General features: G+C 65.2%; 18 protein-coding genes. 9 read left to right on the top strand and 9 right to left on the bottom strand.

What is annotated here, in order from left to right:
* The first annotated feature begins 129 nt into the window (after positions 1–129).
* The 4 genes from KBA48_RS20960 (at position 130) to KBA48_RS20945 (ending at position 2,592) form a co-directional block, all read left to right on the top strand.
* Positions 130–390 (top strand): accessory factor UbiK family protein, encoded by a 261-nt coding sequence (locus KBA48_RS20960; RefSeq protein ID WP_292910008.1) that lies wholly within the window; start codon positions 130–132, stop codon positions 388–390.
* A gap of 213 nt (positions 391–603) precedes the next feature.
* Positions 604–1,107 (top strand): YbjN domain-containing protein, encoded by a 504-nt coding sequence (locus tag KBA48_RS20955; protein WP_292910006.1) that lies wholly within the window; start codon positions 604–606, stop codon positions 1,105–1,107.
* A gap of 71 nt (positions 1,108–1,178) precedes the next feature.
* Entirely contained in the window at positions 1,179–1,985 is an 807-nt protein-coding gene (gene proC / locus KBA48_RS20950; RefSeq protein WP_292910004.1) for a pyrroline-5-carboxylate reductase, read from the top strand.
* A gap of 112 nt (positions 1,986–2,097) precedes the next feature.
* On the top strand, positions 2,098–2,592 hold the full coding sequence (locus KBA48_RS20945; RefSeq protein ID WP_292910002.1) for a YbaK/EbsC family protein: 495 nt from the start codon (positions 2,098–2,100) through the stop codon (positions 2,590–2,592).
* 168 nt (positions 2,593–2,760) lie between these two features.
* Here KBA48_RS20945 and KBA48_RS20940 read toward each other — a convergent pair whose 3' ends face one another.
* Together KBA48_RS20940 and KBA48_RS20935 are read right to left on the bottom strand one after the other, a co-directional pair.
* Entirely contained in the window at positions 2,761–4,287 is a 1,527-nt protein-coding gene (locus tag KBA48_RS20940) for a PLP-dependent aminotransferase family protein (protein WP_292910000.1), read from the bottom strand.
* 230 nt (positions 4,288–4,517) lie between these two features.
* Positions 4,518–4,820: a hypothetical protein gene (locus tag KBA48_RS20935; protein ID WP_292909998.1), complete on the bottom strand. Its 303-nt coding sequence runs from the start codon at positions 4,818–4,820 to the stop codon at positions 4,518–4,520.
* Positions 4,821–5,019: 199 nt separating this feature from the next.
* Here KBA48_RS20935 and KBA48_RS20930 point away from each other — a divergent pair, with 199 nt between their 5' ends.
* Complete coding sequence (locus KBA48_RS20930) at positions 5,020–5,739, top strand: response regulator (RefSeq protein WP_292909996.1); 720 nt, start codon at positions 5,020–5,022, stop codon at positions 5,737–5,739.
* Positions 5,736–7,052 (top strand): ATP-binding protein, encoded by a 1,317-nt coding sequence (locus KBA48_RS20925; protein WP_292909994.1) that lies wholly within the window; start codon positions 5,736–5,738, stop codon positions 7,050–7,052. The genes KBA48_RS20930 and KBA48_RS20925 overlap by 4 nt, the downstream gene beginning before the upstream one ends.
* A gap of 44 nt (positions 7,053–7,096) precedes the next feature.
* On the opposite strand, the gene KBA48_RS20920 is transcribed toward KBA48_RS20925, so the two are convergent.
* The gene (locus KBA48_RS20920; protein ID WP_292909992.1) at positions 7,097–7,927 is read right to left on the bottom strand and encodes a MipA/OmpV family protein; all 831 of its coding nucleotides are present in this window, start codon (positions 7,925–7,927) and stop codon (positions 7,097–7,099) included.
* 179 nt (positions 7,928–8,106) lie between these two features.
* A complete protein-coding gene (locus KBA48_RS20915) occupies positions 8,107–8,931 on the bottom strand; it encodes a MipA/OmpV family protein (RefSeq protein ID WP_292909990.1) in 825 nt (274 codons plus the stop codon).
* A gap of 152 nt (positions 8,932–9,083) precedes the next feature.
* Here KBA48_RS20915 and KBA48_RS20910 point away from each other — a divergent pair, with 152 nt between their 5' ends.
* Both KBA48_RS20910 and KBA48_RS20905 read left to right on the top strand, forming a co-directional pair.
* On the top strand, positions 9,084–10,265 hold the full coding sequence (locus tag KBA48_RS20910) for a M20 aminoacylase family protein (RefSeq protein ID WP_292909988.1): 1,182 nt from the start codon (positions 9,084–9,086) through the stop codon (positions 10,263–10,265).
* 4 nt (positions 10,266–10,269) lie between these two features.
* Entirely contained in the window at positions 10,270–10,797 is a 528-nt protein-coding gene (locus KBA48_RS20905) for a protease complex subunit PrcB family protein (RefSeq protein ID WP_292909986.1), read from the top strand.
* A 57-nt stretch (positions 10,798–10,854) separates the two neighbouring features.
* Here the strand turns inward: KBA48_RS20905 and KBA48_RS20900 are convergent, their stop codons facing one another.
* Positions 10,855–12,249 carry a PleD family two-component system response regulator gene (locus tag KBA48_RS20900; RefSeq protein ID WP_292909984.1) on the bottom strand — a complete coding sequence of 465 codons (1,395 nt, stop codon included), beginning with the start codon at positions 12,247–12,249 and terminating at the stop codon, positions 10,855–10,857.
* A 36-nt stretch (positions 12,250–12,285) separates the two neighbouring features.
* Positions 12,286–12,690 (bottom strand): response regulator, encoded by a 405-nt coding sequence (locus tag KBA48_RS20895; RefSeq protein WP_292909982.1) that lies wholly within the window; start codon positions 12,688–12,690, stop codon positions 12,286–12,288.
* Between the two features lie 137 nt (positions 12,691–12,827).
* On the opposite strand from KBA48_RS20895, the gene KBA48_RS20890 reads away from it, so the two are divergent.
* Complete coding sequence (locus KBA48_RS20890; RefSeq protein ID WP_367273858.1) at positions 12,828–14,159, top strand: DNA polymerase IV; 1,332 nt, start codon at positions 12,828–12,830, stop codon at positions 14,157–14,159.
* Here the strand turns inward: KBA48_RS20890 and KBA48_RS20885 are convergent, their stop codons facing one another.
* The 3 genes from KBA48_RS20885 to KBA48_RS20875 all read right to left on the bottom strand — a co-directional run.
* A complete protein-coding gene (locus KBA48_RS20885) occupies positions 14,160–14,792 on the bottom strand; it encodes an outer membrane beta-barrel protein (protein ID WP_292909980.1) in 633 nt (210 codons plus the stop codon).
* Positions 14,793–14,939: 147 nt separating this feature from the next.
* Positions 14,940–15,995: an aspartyl protease family protein gene (locus tag KBA48_RS20880; protein ID WP_292909978.1), complete on the bottom strand. Its 1,056-nt coding sequence runs from the start codon at positions 15,993–15,995 to the stop codon at positions 14,940–14,942.
* A 237-nt stretch (positions 15,996–16,232) separates the two neighbouring features.
* On the bottom strand, positions 16,233–17,163 hold a 931-nt coding region (locus KBA48_RS20875), incomplete at its 5' end, for a hypothetical protein (protein ID WP_292909976.1).

The following is a 17,163-nucleotide window of genomic DNA, read 5'->3' as shown; positions in this document are numbered from 1 at the left end:
ATATAGAGGGTTGGGGACGATGGCGGCAAGGCGCGGGGCGGTTTTCCGATGACCAGATACCCGACCAACGCCATGGACAGGCCGGTGGCCTATCCCCATAATGCGGCGCTTTTTTGAAGGGGACCCGCCATGCAGGTGGAAAACAAGCTGTTCGATGATCTGGCCCGCGTCGCCAGCGGTGCCATGGGCGCCATCTCCGGCATCCGGGGCGAGGTCGAAGGCCAGATTCGCCAGCAGTTCGAACGTATCCTGGCCCAGATGGATGTTGTCAGCCGGGAGGAATTCGAGGCGGTGAAGGCCGTCGCCGCCGAGGCGCGGGCCCGGCAGGAGGCGCTGGAGGAAAAGCTGGCGGCCCTGGAGGCCAAGCTTTCCAAGGCTTCCGAGGGCTGACACCTGCCCGGCCACGGCCGGGCAGCAGACCGGTTTTGTTTCATGAAACGGCAAGGAACCGGAATCCGGTTGCGCCTGCGAAATGGCGCTGGCACCGTATTCCTGGTGGTTCCAACGCCGACAGGGCCACAATATCTGGATACCCCGATATGTGGCCGCCATGACACCTGGGGGAAGGTGCCATGGCAGTCATTTGGGAGTGAGGGGGACGGCATGACGGCCTTGAATATTGAGACCCAGGGGTCGACGCACAATCCGCTGGACATGCTGGAAGAGATGGTTGTCGCCAATGAATGGCCCTTCGACCGCGTCTCCGAGGAGGAGATGGTGGTGGAGATCAATGGCCGCTGGTGCGAATACCGGCTGTTCTTCATGTGGCAGACGGAAGTCAGTGCGATGCAGTTCTCCTGCCAGTACGACATGAAGGTGCCGCCGGGCCGCAAGCTGGCCGTCGCCGAACTGCTGGCCGAGATCAATCCCAAGATGTGGCTGGGCCATTTCGATGTCTGCCATGACCAGCACACGCCCATGTTCCGTCAGACCACGCTGCTGCGCGGTGCCCGTGCCGCCAGCGCCGAGCAGTTGGAAGACCTTATGGACATCGCCATGTCGGAATGCGAGCGTTTCTATCCGGCCTTCCAGTTCGTGATCTGGGGCGGCAAGACACCGGCAGAGGCCGTGTCCGCCGCCATCCTGGATACTGTGGGCGAGGCCTGATCAACCGGGCGGGGTCCCAACATGCCGGGGATACACCCCGCGTCCCCGCCGGACACAAGGGGGAACACCGGATGAGTGCGAGTTTGCTGCTGGTCGGGTGCGGTAAGATGGGCGGGGCCATGCTGGCCGGCTGGAAAGCCGCCGCTGCCGCCGGTTCCGTGGTGGTGGTGGAGCCTTTCGGCGCGCCCAGGGGCCTGCCGGCCGATATTTTGGTCGTCAAGGAATCGTCCGAAATCCCGGCCGATTTTGTGCCCGATGCCGTCATTCTGGCCGTGAAGCCGCAGATGATGGATCAGGCGCTGCCCTTCTATGCCCGCTATGCCGGGTCGGCCCTGTTCCTGTCCATCGCGGCCGGCAAACCCATCTCCTATTTCGAGAAACATCTGGGCAGTGACGCCGCCATCGTTCGCGCCATGCCCAATACGCCGGCCGCCGTGGGGCGTGGCATCAGCGCCGCCGTGCCCAACGCCAATGCCAGCGACAAGCAGAAGGCTCTGGCCCGTACCCTGCTGTCGGCCGTTGGCGAGGTGACCTGGGTCGCGGACGAGACGCTGCTGGATGCCGTGACGGCCCTGTCGGGCAGTGGCCCGGCCTACGTCTTCCTGCTGGTGGAAACCATGGCCAAGGCCGGTGTTGTGGCCGGCCTGCCGCCCGACCTTGCCATGCAACTGGCCCGTGCGACGGTGATGGGGTCGGGTGAGTTGCTGCGGCAGAGCCACGAATCGGCCGAGCAATTGCGCCGCAACGTCACCAGCCCCAAGGGAACGACCGAGGCAGCACTGAATGTCCTGATGGTCGACGGGCCGGGCGGCATGCAGGACCTGCTGACCCGCGCCATCGCGGCGGGTACGGAACGGTCGCGCGAACTGGCCGGCTGATGATCTCCTGCCGACGGTCAATATTTTTGACCGTCGGTAGGGTGCCGACGGGCGCGGGGCCGCTCGTGCGGCGCCTGAGGGCAGATTGGTAAAGACAGGGAGTGTGGATGGGATGGCTGGACCGTTAAGCCCCAGTGCGCAGAAAATACAGAATCTGCTGAATGATCTGGGCCATCCCATCCATGTCCTGGAATTTGCCGCTTCCACCCGCACCTCCGCCGAAGCGGCCGCCGCCATCGGGTGCGAGGTGGCGCAGATTGCCAAGTCGATCATGTTCCGCACCCGCGACACGGGCCGGCCCGTCCTGGTCGTGACATCGGGCAGCAACCGCGTGAACGAGGCGACCGTGATCCGTCACCTGGGTGCCGCCCTGGGTGGTGAGAAACTGGCCAAGGCCGATGCCGATTTTGTGCGCCAGAAGACGGGCTATCCCATCGGCGGCGTTCCCCCCCTGGGCCACAACGTCCCGCCCATCACCCTGTTCGACCGCGACCTGTTGAACTTCACCACCGTCTGGGCCGCCGCCGGCACACCCAACACAGTCTTCCCCATCGCCCCCGATGCCCTGGCCGGGATTGTCGGGGGTGTGGTGGCAGAGGTGGTGTGATACCGGGGGGCAAAAGTTTTGACCCCCGGTATCCGCGCCCTTGGCTACGCGGCATGGGCCGCGCGGCGGCAGTCGCCGCCGTACCATCGGTCAAGAATTTTGACCGATGGTATGAGTTGATGCCGGGTCTCTGAAATCACGGGGGCGGGGGCTTCATTACTGCCTTCTTCACTCCGCCGGAACCAGCCGGCGTGGAGCCATCACACGGTGGGTCTGTGTGCTGCGGGCCTTGTCGATGACGCTGGCGAGCCGTTCTGCGGCACGCGTCAGGCGCTCCGGCGTGAAGGCGGCGTAACCGAGGATGACGGCACCGGGATCGCCGGCAATGCCGGGACCGCGGCGGCAGGCCGAGACGGCCGGCAGGGCGATGCGTGCCTGTGCGGCCAGGGCCGACAGGCCGGTATCATCGACGCCGACGCCGGGCATCAGGCGCCCCAGCAGATGCAGGCCGGAACCGGCCGCCTCCACCGCGATGGCGCCGGACCAGTGACGGTCGGCAGCGAACAGCAGCGCCTGCTGCCGTTCGGCATAAAGCCGCCGCGTGCGGCGCAGATGGCTGGCATAATGGCCTTCCGTCAGAAAGTCATGGACGGCCATCTGCTCCGGCAGGGGGACATGCAGGCCCATGCGGGCACGCAGGGCCTGTGCCGCCCCGACCAGGGACGAGGGCACGACCAGCCAGGCCAGTCGCAGGGCGGGGACCAGCGTATTGTCCAGCGCGCCCAGATGCAGCACGCGTTCATTCTCGTCCAGCCCCTGCAGGGCGGGCAGGGGGCGGCCCGTGTAGCGGTAGCCGCCGTCGCGGTCATCCTCCAGCAGCCAGGCGCCGCTGCGCCGCGCCCAGGCCAGCACCGCCATGCGACGGCGCAGCGGCATGGTGCCGCCCATGGGGAACTGCCAGCCCGGCGTGACCAGGGCCAGCCGCGCGTCGGGGGCCAGACGTGCGCCACGTTCCGGATCGATGCCATCCGCATCGACCGGCACATGGGCGACATTATACCCGCGATGGGTGAAGGTGAGCGCCTGTAACGGGCAGCCCGGCTCTTCCAGCCAGACGGTATCACCCGTCGTCAGCAGTAATGTGGCGACAAATTCCAGGCCGGACCGGCGGTCAGGCAGGATCAGGATCTGTTCGGGGTCACAGGCGATGCCCCGGCTGGTTTGCAGATGCCCGGCCAGGACGCGGCGCAGGGCCATCCAGCCGCCGGCCGTATCATTGCCCAGCAGCAGGCCGCCGGCATCGCGCCAGCGCTTGGCCAGCAGCCGGCGCCAGGTGTCGATGTCGAACTGGTCATAGGCGGGCACGCCGGGTTCAAAAGGCAGCAGTTCGGCGCCGGCCGCGGGTACCGGTACGGCCGGTTTCGGCGGGGTGGCGGGCGCGCGGGTCGCGGCGCTGGGCGCCAGGCGCACGGCCGGGGCCATGGCATCATCGGGCAGGCTGCGGCAGACAAAGGTGCCGGACCCGATCCGCGCCTCCAGATATCCTTCGGACGTCAATCGATCGATCGCCGCTACCACGGTGTTCCGCGATACGCCAAGGTCGGTGGCCAGGGTCCGGGTCGAGGGCAGCCTTTCGCCGGGGCGGATGGCGCCATTGACGATGGCGCCGCGCAGCCGGTCGAACAGGCGCTGTTGCAGCGGCGTGCTGTCGGAACCGTCGAACAGGGAGAGCAGGGGGCCTTGGCTCAGTTTCATGCGCGGATACCTCGGGTGATCAACCGGGCTTCATTCCGGACCTCGGGCGGAAGTCGCCCCGCTGACATTCCGTGGATGACGGAAGGATGTGGGTTAAGCCGGCGGGCCGGGCGCGATGGGGTCGCCCGACGGCCCGCCGGCCAACCTTGGAGCGGCCGGACACCGGGGAAGGCCGCTCCACCATCGCCGGCGACGGGGCTTGCCGGCGATGATCGGGGATAAGGTGCGGGTTAGCTGACGATCTGGCCCGTGGCCACGTCGATCTTCAGGGTGGCGAAGCGGATGCCGTCGGCGGACTTCAGTTCCACCAGGAACACATCGTCCTTCTTGCGGACGTCGCCGACCCGGCCGAACCGGTAATTGTTGGTCTTCATCCAGGTCCGGGCGATATCGCGGGCTTCGGCAGAACTGACGGGTTCGGTGCGGGCAACGGTGGCGGCGGGCTCCTTTGCCGCGACCTGGGCGCTGTCGCTGGCATGGGCGGCGGTGACGCCAAGGGCCGCGACAAAGGCGAGGGCGATCAGGGTGCGCATTGGTGCTTCCTCTTTCATCTCTGCATTTCGGGTCACCGGTGTTTTCCGGCGACGAAGCCATCTGAACATCCCAGCTTTACCGATGCATGACGATGAAAGGGGACTTGTGAAACACTGTGTTTCCAAGGGCCCCAGACGTTACATTGTGGTAACAACATGCCCATCGGCAGCCCGCCTGCCCTTCGATTATGATTGCGCCATGACCGAGAGCAGCACACACCTCCTTGTCGTCGATGACGACCGTGAAATCCGCGATCTGCTGACGCGCTATCTGACGCGCCATGGCTACCGTGTGACGGCGGCCAAGGACGGGCAGGAGATGCGTCGCTACCTCGCCGACCGCAATATCGACCTGATCGTCCTGGATCTCATGATGCCGGGCGAAGATGGCTTGTCGCTTTGCCGCGCCGTGCGCGCCGAGGGCGGCCCGCCCGTGGTCATGTTGTCGGCCATGGGGGAGGATGCGGATCGCATCCTGGGGCTGGAGATCGGGGCGGACGATTACCTGCCCAAGCCCTTCAACCCGCGCGAACTGGTGGCCCGGATCAAGGCCGTGCTGCGCCGGGCGGCGACGCCGTCGGGGACTGCACAGGTGACGGCCGGCGCCGTCAACTTCGCCGGATTCGTGCTGGACCAGGCGCAGCGGCGCCTGACCGACGCCAAGGGTGAGGAAGTGACCCTGACCGCCGGGGAATATGAACTGCTGGTGGCGTTGGCCACCCGGCCCCGCCGGGTGCTGTCGCGCGATGATCTGCTGGAGATCACGCGGGGCCGGTCGGCCGGTCCCTTCGACCGGTCGATCGATGTGCAGATCAGCCGCCTGCGCCGCAAGATCGAGGTCGATCCCGCCGAACCCACCATCATCAAGACCGTGCGATCCGGTGGATATATCTTCTCACCCGAGGTGCAGGCACCATGAGGGCGCTCACCGACCGCATGTCCTATTCGATCTTTGCCGTGCTGGTCGGTGGCATCCTCCTGTCGCAGGCCATCGCGCTGGGCCTGTACCGGTCCGACCGGGCGGAAGCCGTGGCCGACGCAGAAGGCGGGCAGTTGGCCAATTGCCTGGCCGGATTCGCCCAGGTGATCGAGGACCAGCCCACGGAGGTCCGCCTGTCGGTCCTGCGCGGCCTGAAGGAACGGGAACTGACTGTGCGCACCAGTGCCGGGCATACGGTGCTGCTGGACGTGTACGAGAAGAAGCCCAAGACGCCGGGCAAGCCCGAAATGTCGCCCGCCGTGTCCATTCCGCCCTTCGGCATGCCGGTGCCCCCGCCGCCGGAACCCAACGTGATCGAAGTGTCGCGGCAGTTGAAGGATGGCACCTGGATGCGGTTCCACGCACCGGTGACCGCGACCGATGCCCTGCGGGAGCCGGGTTTCATCGCCTCGCTGGGTGGATCGGCGGCGGTGGCCATCCTGCTGTCGGCCTGGGTCCTGGGTTTCACGACCCGGCCGCTGCGCCGGTTCGCGGCGGCGGCCAACCGGCTGGGCATCGACATGAACGCCCCCTCCCTGGACGAGGCGGGCCCGCGTGAGGTGCGGCTGGCCGCGTCGGCCTTCAACAAGATGCAGCGCCGCCTGCGCGCCTTCGTGGAGGATCGCACCCGCATGCTGGCGGCGGTCAGTCACGATCTGCGCACCCCCCTGACCCGCCTGCGCCTGCGCGCCGAATTCATTGATGATGATGTCGTGCGCGACAAGATGCTGGAGGATCTGGCGGAGATGGAGGCGATGATCGGCTCCACCCTGGCCTTCGCCCGGGACGAGGCGGCCAAGGAAGCCATCGAGCCGCTGGAACTGAACGCGCTGCTGGCCAGGCTGGGCGAGGATATGCGCGACGCGGGCAAACCGGTCGGCGTTTCCCCGGCTCCCTTCTCCATCCCCATCGCGGGACGGCGCATGGCCCTGCGCCGTGCGTTGGGCAACCTGATGGAAAATGCCGTGAAATATGGTCAGATGGCGCAGGTCGCCCTGGCCGTGACGGGGGAAAATGTCACGATCACCATCGATGATCAGGGGCCTGGCATTCCGGAGGTGGAATTCGAGAATGTGTTCCGCCCCTTCTTCCGCCTGGAAGCCTCGCGGTCCCGCGACACGGGCGGTACCGGCCTGGGCCTGTCGGTGGCCAATGACATCATCCGGGCGCATGGCGGCGAAATCCGTCTGTCGAATCGGCCCGAGGGCGGGTTGCGCGTGACGATCCTCCTGCCGGTGGAACCGTCGGCCTGAGAACCAGTGCGGGTCGGGACATGCCCCGACCCGCACCAGCGACCTTAGAATGTGTAGGACAGGCCCAGGCCGCCCATGAACTGGTCACGGCTGCCATTATCCTTCACGAACGGGCTGTCGGCGGCATCACCCAGCAGGCGGGAATAGCCGGCGAAACCGGTGATCGACCAATTGTCATCCAGCGGATGGATGGCGATGGCGGTCAGGCCGGCATTCTTGAACCCGGCTTCCGCCTTGTATCCCGGACGTGAGCCCGGCGGAACGACCAGCGCGTTCGGCGCCACGGGGCGCAGACGGTCGGCCGTCGTACTGAAATAGGAGTTCATGTAATCGTCACTGGCCCAGGTCAGCGACGGCCCGAACAGCACCATGGTGCGTCCGACGGGATTGAACATCCAGGTGGCGGACAGCGTCGCCTCCGTGCCCTTGTGCCCGTCGCCCAGCAGGTCGGTCGCCACATCGGCCGACAGCATCAGCCGGTCGATCGTATATTCGGCGAAAACCCGGCCGATGGCTGTATTGCCGACATTGCGATACCCATACAGCGCCTCATCCTTCGACGATTTGCGCCCGCCATCGAAGGCCACGGCCGCCCCCAGGGTCAGGTCGTCGGTCGTCAGCAGGTTGACGCCCAGCCCCTGCCGCGACAGGAAAAAGCGGTTATCGTAGGTGATTTCCACATCGGGAGCCGGCGTGACCTTGTAATGGTCGGACCCTTCATATTCCGGCGTGACGAAGCCGAACGTGCCGAGCCGGACGTACCAGCCATCATCGGGGCGGTCCATCTGGGCCTGGGCGCCCGTGGCACAGGTGAGCGAAAACAGGGCGGACATGGCTGCCACCATGCGCGACCGCCCGTTAGAACGGGTGTTCATCAGTTTCTCTCCGATCCTCTGATCGCGGCCCCGGCCCTTTGCCCCAGCCCTTGCCGCGCCGGCACTGTGACAAAGGGGATGGGGGCTTGATGTGATGCAGATCACCAAAATGAACAGTGATCAAAATTTCTTCAACTCGTCATTAACCATTATCGCGAGCAGAGATCGGGTGCAGTGGGTCAGAATGAATAGGACAGGCCCAGACCGCCGCTGAGCTGGTTGCGGCTGCCCTGATCACGGACAAAGGGACTGTCGGCGGCATCCCCCATCATGCGGGCATAGGCGGCGTGGCCGATGATCGACCATTCATCATTCAGCGAATGGATGAGGATGCCGGTCAGGGCGATGTTTTTTACGCCCGCACCAGCCGCATAGCCGGGGCGGGAACCGGGCAGCACTTCACCGGCCAGTGCCGCACGGTTCAGGCGGTCGGGTGTCGTGCTGAAATAGCTGTGCATCAGGTCGCCGCTGCCCCAGGTCAGTGATGGCCCCACCATCAGGGTTGTGCCCGCACCATTGTCCAGCAGGCCGCTGAGCCCCACCGTCGCCTGCGTTCCGCCATGGCCGCGGTCCAGCAGGTCGGTCGCGATATCGACATGCAGTTTCATGGCGCCGAACCGGTAATCCAGCAGCAACCGGCCCACGGCCGTGTCGCGTACCGACCGATAGCCGGTCAGCGCATCATCCTTGCCTGATCCCCGGCCCCCGTCATATCCGACGGCCACCGCCAGATCCAGGCCCTCATCCGTCAGCAGATTGACGCCCAGCCCATGGTGGGAAAAGAAATAGCGGTCGTCATAGGTGACGCGCAGCACCGGAAGGACGCGCAGGCGATGACTGTCCGCACCCTCATAGCGGGGAACCGCCATGGCCAGGGCGCCGATGCGCGCGCTCCATCCCGTGTCTTCCTCGTCCGGCTGGGCGTTCGCTGGCAAGGCGGTGACCAGCATCGAAAGGGCGGCCAGGGTGCAGGCGGCTGTGATTGCATGTCGGGTTACCCTCATCTTTATGTTTTTCCCTCCGTTTCACCGTTCCCTGCCGAGGGGTTAGCCGATAAAATGACTGCAACGTCGTTTCTCGACCCTCAAGTGACTAAGGCGGCAGGATATGTCCTCAAAGGGAACAACACCTGTCGCCTGCCGGAGTTTCAGCGACCATGCCCATTATCAACCGCATTGCCGACTTCCACGCCGACATGACCGCGTGGCGACACCATATCCATGAGAATCCCGAAACCGCGTTCGAGGAGTTCAAGACTTCCGACTTCGTGGCCGAGAAGCTGAAGGATTTTGGCATCGAGGTGCATCGCGGCATCGCCGGCACCGGTCTGGTGGGTGTGCTGCATGGCAAGAGCGGGCCCAATGGCAAGTCCATCGGCCTGCGCGCCGACATGGATGCGCTGAACATGGATGAGGGCAACAGCTTCGCCCATGCCAGCAAGGTGCCCGGCAAGATGCATGGCTGCGGCCATGATGGGCACACGACCATGCTGCTGGGGGCGGCCCGCTACCTGGCGGAGACGCGCAATTTCAGCGGCACCGTGAATTTTATCTTCCAGCCGGCCGAGGAAGGTGCCGGTGGCGGGCGCAAGATGGTGGAGGAGGGGCTGTTCGACCGATTCCCCTGTGACATGGTCTTCGGCATGCACAATTGGCCCGACCTGCCGCCAGGCGAGATGGTGGTCAAGGAAGGCCCGATCATGGCCGGCGCCGACCAGTTCGAAATCCGCGTGGCGGGCAAGGGCGGACATGCGGCCCTGCCGCACCATACGATCGACCCGGTGGTGATCGCCGCCCATATCGTGACCGCCACACAGACCATCGTCAGCCGCAATGTCAGCCCCATCGAAAGCGGCGTCATCTCCATCACCCAGATCCATGCGGGCAGCGCCTATAACGTCATTCCGCAGGAAGTGATCATGCGCGGCACCGTCCGGGCGCTGAGCCATGAGGTGCGCGATCAGTTGGAACAGGGGTTGCGCCGCATCGTGGAGACGCTGCCCGCCGCCTTCGGGTCCAGCGCTACGCTGATCTATCGCCGTGGCTATCCGCCCACGGTCAATCATCCTGGTGCGCCTACGGCCCTGGCCGCCCGGGTGGCAGCGGAACTGGTGGGCGCCGACAAGGTCTATGACAATGTCGGCCCCAGCATGGGGGCGGAAGATTTCGCCTTCATGCTGCAGGAACGGCCCGGCTGCTATGTCTGGATGGGGCAGGGCGGGGCGGCCCTGGGCTGCCTGCTACACAACCCGGCCTATGATTTCAATGACGAGATCCTGCCGCTGGGCACCAGCTACTGGGCGCGGCTGGTGGAAACCGCGCTGCCGGCGGCGGCCTGATCCCATGAGCCTGCGGGTTGGCAAGATGGGGCGGGCCGCCATGTCCGCCCTGGCCCTGGCGGCGCCGCTGGTCCTGTCCGCCTGTGGGGGCGGGGCGGGCGCCTGGCTGGCGGGAGAAGCCGGCGGGGGTGTGTCCGGCATGTCCGGTGACGCGCCGCCGCCCCTGGCCGCCCGCGCCATGTGGCGGGCGGAAAATGCCCGGGCACAGTCGCAGTCCTTTCTGGTGGCGCGCAGCGATGCGGAATGGTCGGCCCTGTGGGATCTGGCGGGCCGGCCGCCGCCGGGGCGTCTGCCGACGGATCAGATGGCGCTGGGCGTGTTCCTGGGCACCCGCACCACCACGGGCTATTCGGTGGATATCCTGCGCCTGCGGCCCGAACGGCGGGACGGGCAGCGTGACCGGTTGGTGGTGGAGTACCGGGAGGTGACGCCGCCGGAAGGACTGATCACCGCCCAGGTGCTGACCAGCCCCTATGCCATCATCCTGGTCGATCGCAGCGAGGCGGTGGTTCGCTATAACCGGATGCCGTAAGGGGGGCGACCCCCTAAGCCATTAATCCCGACTCATCGGGATTAATGGCTGTTGGTACTATTCCCCGTCCATCACCACCCGGTTGCGGCCGCTGCGCTTGGCCTGATACAGCGCGGTGTCAGCACGGCGCAGCAGGGCGTCGCCCGATTCCGGCTTGCCTTCGCCGTCCAGCGTCCAGTCGGCCAGCGCGACGCCGATGGAAATGGTGACATCGATCTTGCCCACCGGTGCCGATACGGCGAACGGTTCTTCCGCGATGCGACGGCGCAGGCGTTCGGCCACGGCCATGGCCTGGGCCCCGTCCGTGTCGGGCATGATCACGACGAATTCCTCGCCCCCAAGGCGGGCCACAAGGTCGAAATTGCGCAGGTTGCGGCTGGCGCGCTGCGCCACCTCCTTCAACACCTCGTCACCCACACCATGGCCCCAGGTGTCGTTCACCACCTTGAAATGATCGATATCGAACAGCAGGGCCGACACCGGCTTGTTGTTGCCGCCCGACCGGTCCAGCAGCCGCGGCAGGTGGGCCGACAGATAGCGGCGGTTGAACAGGCCCGTCAGACTGTCGGTCAGGGCCATGGACAGGCTGGCTTCGTAATTGGCGCGCAGCTTGTCCTGATACCGTTTACGACGCACCTGCGTGCGGGTGCGGGCCAGCAACTCGTTCCGGTCGATGGGCTTGATCAGATAATCATTGGCCCCCAGTTCCAGCCCCTTGGCCACCCGGTCCATATCCGTTTCATCCGCCAGCAGCAGGATGGGGATCTGGCGGGTCTTTTCGTGGCTGCGCAACTGGGAACACAGACGCAGACCGTCCTCCCGCATCAGGGTGAGGGAGATGACGATCAACTCGAACTCTTCCGCCAGGGCCAGTTCCAAGCCGCCGGCGCAGGTATCGGTGTCGGTGATCAGATTGCGGTCACGGGCCAGCGTCTCGGTGATCTTGTCCAGATCGATGGCGCTATCCTCCACCACCAGGACCCGGGCGGCCTCCGCCGTCTGTGTATGGACCGAATCGGTGGAGACCAGCATGCCCAATTGTCCGGACGTGCTTTCCCGCAGGCGCCATTCGTCCGTCATCATTTTCAGACGGACCAGGGACCGGACTCGGGCGAACAGGGCGACGTCATTGACCGGCTTGGTCAGGAAATCGTCGGCACCCGCTTCCAGCCCGCGAACGCGGTCGGACGCATCCGACAGGGCGGTGACCATCACGACGGGGATGTGCATGGTGGCCGGGTCGGCGCGAATCTTCTCGCACACCTCGAACCCGTCCATGCCGGGCATCATCACGTCCAGCAGGACGATGTCCGGATGCTGCGCATGGATGCGTTCCAGGGCCTCCGGCCCTGAATTGGCGGTGACGACGTCGAAATATTCCCTGGTCAGCTTGGCTGCCAGCAGTTTCACATTGGGAAGAACATCATCAACGACAAGGACCCGAGCCGACATGGTTCTCACACCCACCAGCCCGGATGAACCGGGCCATCAAAGGAAACGTTGCACCGTTTGGAGAAACTTCGCGACGGAGATTGGCTTGGCGATGTAATCCTCGCAACCGCCCTCACGAATTTTCTCTTCATCCCCCTTCATGGCGAAGGCGGTGACGGCGACCACGGGGATCACCTTCAGTTCATCATCTTCCTTCAACCACTTGGTAACCTCAAGCCCGGATACCTCCGGAAGCTGAATATCCATCAGGATGAGGTCAGGGCGGTGCAATCGGGCCAGGCGCAGCGCGTCCATTCCGTCCTTGGTCTGCAGGGTCGCATAGCCGTGCGCCTCCAGAAGATCGTGGAAGAGCTTCATATTCAGCTCATTATCCTCCACGATCAGGATGCGGCGTTGGCGCTGCGTGGCCGTTTCGCCATCCTGGACCTTGTCCACACTCATAGGCAACGCTCCGCCTTGTCCCTGTTCAGCCGCCGTCGCCGCATTCCAGCGGTCGTCGGCAGCCAGCCCCCGTTGGCCACTTTGCCATTAGAGGGCTGTAACCCTTAACCATTCGTTAGCGCCTGTCATCATCCATCATGCCGCCCGATCCGCCAACAGCCCTGTCCGACCCCATGCCCGAAGCGCTCTGCCGTGATTGCGGGGAACCGCAGGCGGCGGCGCGGCGCTGCGCCGTCTGCGCATCGGTACGCATGATAAAACATCCCGAACTGCATGGGCTTTGCATCGCCCATATCGATTGCGACGCCTTCTATGCCAGTGTGGAGAAGCGGGACCGGCCGGAACTGGCCGACCAGCCGGTGATTGTCGGCGGCGGGCATCGCGGCGTTGTGTCAGCCTGCTGCTATATCGCGCGGCTTTATGGTGTGCGGTCCGCCATGCCCATGTTCAAGGCGCTGCAGCTCTGCCCGCAGGCCACGGTGATCAAGCCCGACATGCGCAAATATGTCACCGCCGGGCGGGCAGTGCGGACCTTGATGCAGGAAACGACGCCGCTGGTGGAGCCCATCTCCATCGACGAAGCGTTCCTGGACCTGTCGGGAACGGAGCTGTTGCACGGCGGCAGCCCGGCGCGGACCCTGGTGCGGCTGGTCCGCCGCATCGAGACGGAGATCGGGGTGACCGCCTCCATCGGTCTGTCGCACAACAAATTCCTGGCCAAGCTGGCCAGCGACCTGGACAAGCCGCGTGGATTCGCCATCATCGGCCGTGCGGAGACGCTGTCCTTTCTGGCGCCGAAGCCGGTCGGCATGATCTGGGGTGTCGGCAAGGCCCTGGCCACCAAGATGGCGGCGGAGGGTATCCGCACCATCGGCCAGATCCGTGAGATGGAGATGAAGGAACTGGTCCGCCGCTATGGCTCCATGGGCATGCGGCTCTACCATTTCTCGCGCGGGCAGGATGACCGGCGGGTCACGCCGCACAGCCCGATGAAAAGCATTTCGGCGGAGACGACCTTCAACCAGGATCTCTGGACCCTGGAGGATCTGGAGCGGGAATTGTGGCCGCTGGCGGAAAAGGTGTCGAAACGCATGAAGGCGGGCGACCATGCCGGCCTGACCGTTACGCTGAAGCTGAAGACGCCGGATTTTAAGCTGATCACCCGCAATCAGCGGCTTTCATCGCCGACACAACTGGCCGATCGCATCTTCCGCACGGGGCGCGATCTGTTGCGGGCGGAATGTGACGGGCGCCGGTTCCGGCTGTTGGGAATCGGCTGTCACGACCTGACCGATCCGCGCGACGCCGACCCGCCGGATCTGGCCGACCCGGGACAGCAGCAGCGGGCCAAGGTGGAACGCGCCATCGATGCGGTGCGGGCCAAGCTGGGCGGGCAGGCCATTTCCAAGGGCCGCGGTCTTCCGGCCACAGGTGGCAAGGCCACCCGCGAACCGGTGGAAAAGGGGTGATTATTTCCCGAAGGTGAAGCGCACGCCGGCCAGGGCGGACCATGTCTGGGCCGTGCCATGGGTGGCAAAATCATCGGTGGCGGCGAAGTTGGCTTCGCTGCCGCGGACATAGCGGCCGTCGGCGAAGAAGGAGAAACTGCCGCCCACCGGTACCGACAGGCCCACCATGCCCTGATAGGCGAAGTTTTCGGCACGGGCGTCGGTATACCCCATGGCGAGGCGTTCCGCCTCCGTCCGGGTCCAGCCCATGCCGATGCCGACATAGGGGGTCAGCCAGTCCGTCACCTTCAGATTGACGCGGGCCTTGGCCATGGTGCCCAGCGACCCGATGGCGCCATCGACGCTGGGCGCCGTCAGCAATGCCGAATCGCGGTCCCGGTAGGCATATTCCAGTTCCATCCGGAAGCTTTCCATCGGATGCCAGTCGCCGGCACCGGCCGACAGTCCCGGATTGGCGGCCCCCAGACCATATGTAGTAGTATTACCGGCGGCACCACCGACATAGCGGCCCGAGAGTCCCTGAAGATAAGCGCTCGGCAGTTCGGAATCGGCGGAGCCCGCATCCTGCGCCGGGGCAGGGGCGGTGACGAGGCCGAAACAAACGGCGAAGAGGGCGGTCTTCAGTGACTTCATGACATTACTCCGACTTCTTTTTTAATAACCGACGTTGCCGGTGAAGTCATGTGTAGACCGGGGTAAACGCTCCTTTGATTCCCGATCCCCTGTCATGTGTGTCGGTCCCGACACGGAATTTTATTCCCACCTGTCGCCGATGGGCGCTCAACTCCCGCCCCGTGTGCCGCGATCGCCCAGCCGGGACGGACCGGGCGGGGCGCCGCTGGCGGCGACGCGCATACGCACATGCAGGGATCCGGTGCCGAAATCGATGGCGAATCCGTCGCTGATTCCCAGCACATCCATGCCCAGGATGAAGGCCGGTTCATCCTCCAGCCCCAGGGCCGTGTAGGCATGGGCATCGACCAGCGTGGCAGGCAGGCCCGATATCGATATGGGGCCGATGCGTACGCGCGGCAGCAGGAAAACCTGACCGATCCGGGTCTCTCCGGCCAGGTTCACCACTTCGATCTGGCCCACAAGGCTGGCGGGCTTGCCGCGTTCCTTCAGCGCCTCCAGCAGCACCGGGTTGAACATGGAACGTTCCGCCCCCGTATCGACCAGTCCGTTGACTATCATGCCGCCGATTTCCAGGGGGACGATCACCAGTCCCGTCGCATGGACGCGGCCCTTGACCGAATCATAACCGGTGGGGGCGTAGCGACGCGATTGTTCGATCTTGATCTCGTCGCGCCGGAAATTCACCGACAGGCGTTTGCCCTGCAGGCTGTTGGTCCCAAGGACCCCGCCGGCACCGGACATGTCGCCGAAGGACAGGACGGGCGTTACCATGTCGGTCGCCACGAACCGTCCCATATCGATACGGCCCACCTTCATGGTCGGCATGATCATGGGGCCCAGCACATCATGCACCCGCATCAGGTTGCCGGTGACCGTGACATCGGCGCCGACCGCCATGCCGGGTATGGCGGGGGGGGCAGTGAAGCCCAGGGCACGGGCGATATCCATGCCGATCATGGTGCCCGAACAGCCCGTATCGACCAGGAAACGGACGGGACCATAACCATCCACGACCACCGGCGCCAGAACGCGCCCGGCGCGGTCCGGCCGGGTGGGGATGGCGTAAATGGGACCGGGTGGTTGCGGCGGCGGGGGCGGCGACATCTCCGCCAGCGCGGGGGCGGAACCCAGCAACAGCAGGGCCGCCGCCCCGGCGAGCCGCCGGGTCAGGCCGCGTATTCTCGGGACCGTTCGTGTCATGGCCGTCCCTCCCTTGCTGCCGGCATCTTCTGGGATGGATACCGGTCACTGCGGACAGTCTAGTCCAGAATGCCGCTGGTAATTCCATTAATCACGGCATGGCTGGGCCTGTGAAGGTCCGCTTTATTGAGGGGTGGGGAACCAAAGGCGGCGGAAATAGTTGCGTTATCGCAATAAAAAAGGCCGGGCGACTGGCCCGGCCTTTCTGAACGATCCGTCCGGCGGGTGTGCCGGCCGTCAGTTGCCCTTGGGTGCCGCTGCCGGTGCCGCAGCGCCGGGGGTGGCCAACGGCTCCTTACCCTTTTCCTTCAACACCTTGACGATGCCGGCCGAAGCGGCGTCGGCCTGCGCCTTCTCGGCGTCGGTGGATTCATGCGAGAACACGTTCAGGACTCGGATCGCCTGTTCCTGTCCCTGTTGTTTCGGTATCTCAATGAGCTGCATGACAATGGCGACATGGATCTTGTTGCCATTGCTGTCGCACGATACGGAGCCGGAACGAAGCTGATAGGCCGGCAATTTCTCCGCCGCGCCCAGGGACGGGGTATAGGTCCCCTCGCAGCTTTTCTTCAACTGTTCCATATAGGTGTCGGCCACCTTGGTGAAGTCGCCGGCGGCCTCTCCCATGGGGAAGCTGCGAACGGCGCCCAGCACCTTGTCGCCGATCTGCCAGGCATAGTCGCCCGGTCGCTGCTGCGGCGGGATTTTGTCGATCGGGATGGCGCGGGCATTCGACAGGCCCGCATCGACCAGCAGCTTGGCCAGGGTCGGCGCGATCACGGGTTCGGTGGGGGCCGGCAGTTTAAGGGTGCCGGCCACGCCCTGATCGACGCAGGTCGTCAGGTCGTTCATGGCCTTGGTCGTGCCCTTCAACTGGAACGATGCCGTATCGCCCGGCACCTCGATGGTCAGCACGCTGCCCGTGGTCAGCCCCTTCAGCAGCTCCGCGTCGTCACCCAAGCCAATGGCCAGGGCGTTCGGCTGGCTGACCACCGCACCCGGTTCACGGTTGATCTTGCCGTCGATGGAGACTTTCAGGGCCGCCCGCTGACCGGTGGGCATCTGTGCGCCGGGGATGCCCAGCACCATCTGCACCCGCTTGGCCGGGTTGCGCAGGAAGATCAGGTGCAGGTTGTTGTCGAACTCGACCGAGGCGCCGCACATCTTG

Source organism: Niveispirillum sp. (genome assembly GCF_017996735.1).
GTDB lineage: Bacteria > Pseudomonadota > Alphaproteobacteria > Azospirillales > Azospirillaceae > Niveispirillum.
Note: the sequence above shows the minus strand (reverse complement) of the source record. Positions and strands in the feature narration are given on the sequence as shown.

Coding starts and splice junctions, on each gene's coding strand:
- KBA48_RS20890 (WP_367273858.1), top strand. CDS start 12,828: ATGCCGCCCGATCCGCCAACAGCCCTGTCCGACCCCATGCCCGAAGCG.
- KBA48_RS20935 (WP_292909998.1), bottom strand. CDS start 4,820: ATGCGCACCCTGATCGCCCTCGCCTTTGTCGCGGCCCTTGGCGTCACC.
- KBA48_RS20880 (WP_292909978.1), bottom strand. CDS start 15,995: ATGACACGAACGGTCCCGAGAATACGCGGCCTGACCCGGCGGCTCGCC.
- KBA48_RS20940 (WP_292910000.1), bottom strand. CDS start 4,287: ATGAAACTGAGCCAAGGCCCCCTGCTCTCCCTGTTCGACGGTTCCGAC.
- KBA48_RS20910 (WP_292909988.1), top strand. CDS start 9,084: ATGCCCATTATCAACCGCATTGCCGACTTCCACGCCGACATGACCGCG.
- KBA48_RS20900 (WP_292909984.1), bottom strand. CDS start 12,249: ATGTCGGCTCGGGTCCTTGTCGTTGATGATGTTCTTCCCAATGTGAAA.
- KBA48_RS20945 (WP_292910002.1), top strand. CDS start 2,098: ATGGCTGGACCGTTAAGCCCCAGTGCGCAGAAAATACAGAATCTGCTG.
- KBA48_RS20930 (WP_292909996.1), top strand. CDS start 5,020: ATGACCGAGAGCAGCACACACCTCCTTGTCGTCGATGACGACCGTGAA.
- KBA48_RS20905 (WP_292909986.1), top strand. CDS start 10,270: ATGAGCCTGCGGGTTGGCAAGATGGGGCGGGCCGCCATGTCCGCCCTG.
- KBA48_RS20955 (WP_292910006.1), top strand. CDS start 604: ATGACGGCCTTGAATATTGAGACCCAGGGGTCGACGCACAATCCGCTG.
- KBA48_RS20885 (WP_292909980.1), bottom strand. CDS start 14,792: ATGAAGTCACTGAAGACCGCCCTCTTCGCCGTTTGTTTCGGCCTCGTC.
- KBA48_RS20925 (WP_292909994.1), top strand. CDS start 5,736: ATGAGGGCGCTCACCGACCGCATGTCCTATTCGATCTTTGCCGTGCTG.
- KBA48_RS20960 (WP_292910008.1), top strand. CDS start 130: ATGCAGGTGGAAAACAAGCTGTTCGATGATCTGGCCCGCGTCGCCAGC.
- proC (WP_292910004.1), top strand. CDS start 1,179: ATGAGTGCGAGTTTGCTGCTGGTCGGGTGCGGTAAGATGGGCGGGGCC.
- KBA48_RS20895 (WP_292909982.1), bottom strand. CDS start 12,690: ATGAGTGTGGACAAGGTCCAGGATGGCGAAACGGCCACGCAGCGCCAA.
- KBA48_RS20920 (WP_292909992.1), bottom strand. CDS start 7,927: ATGAACACCCGTTCTAACGGGCGGTCGCGCATGGTGGCAGCCATGTCC.
- KBA48_RS20915 (WP_292909990.1), bottom strand. CDS start 8,931: ATGAGGGTAACCCGACATGCAATCACAGCCGCCTGCACCCTGGCCGCC.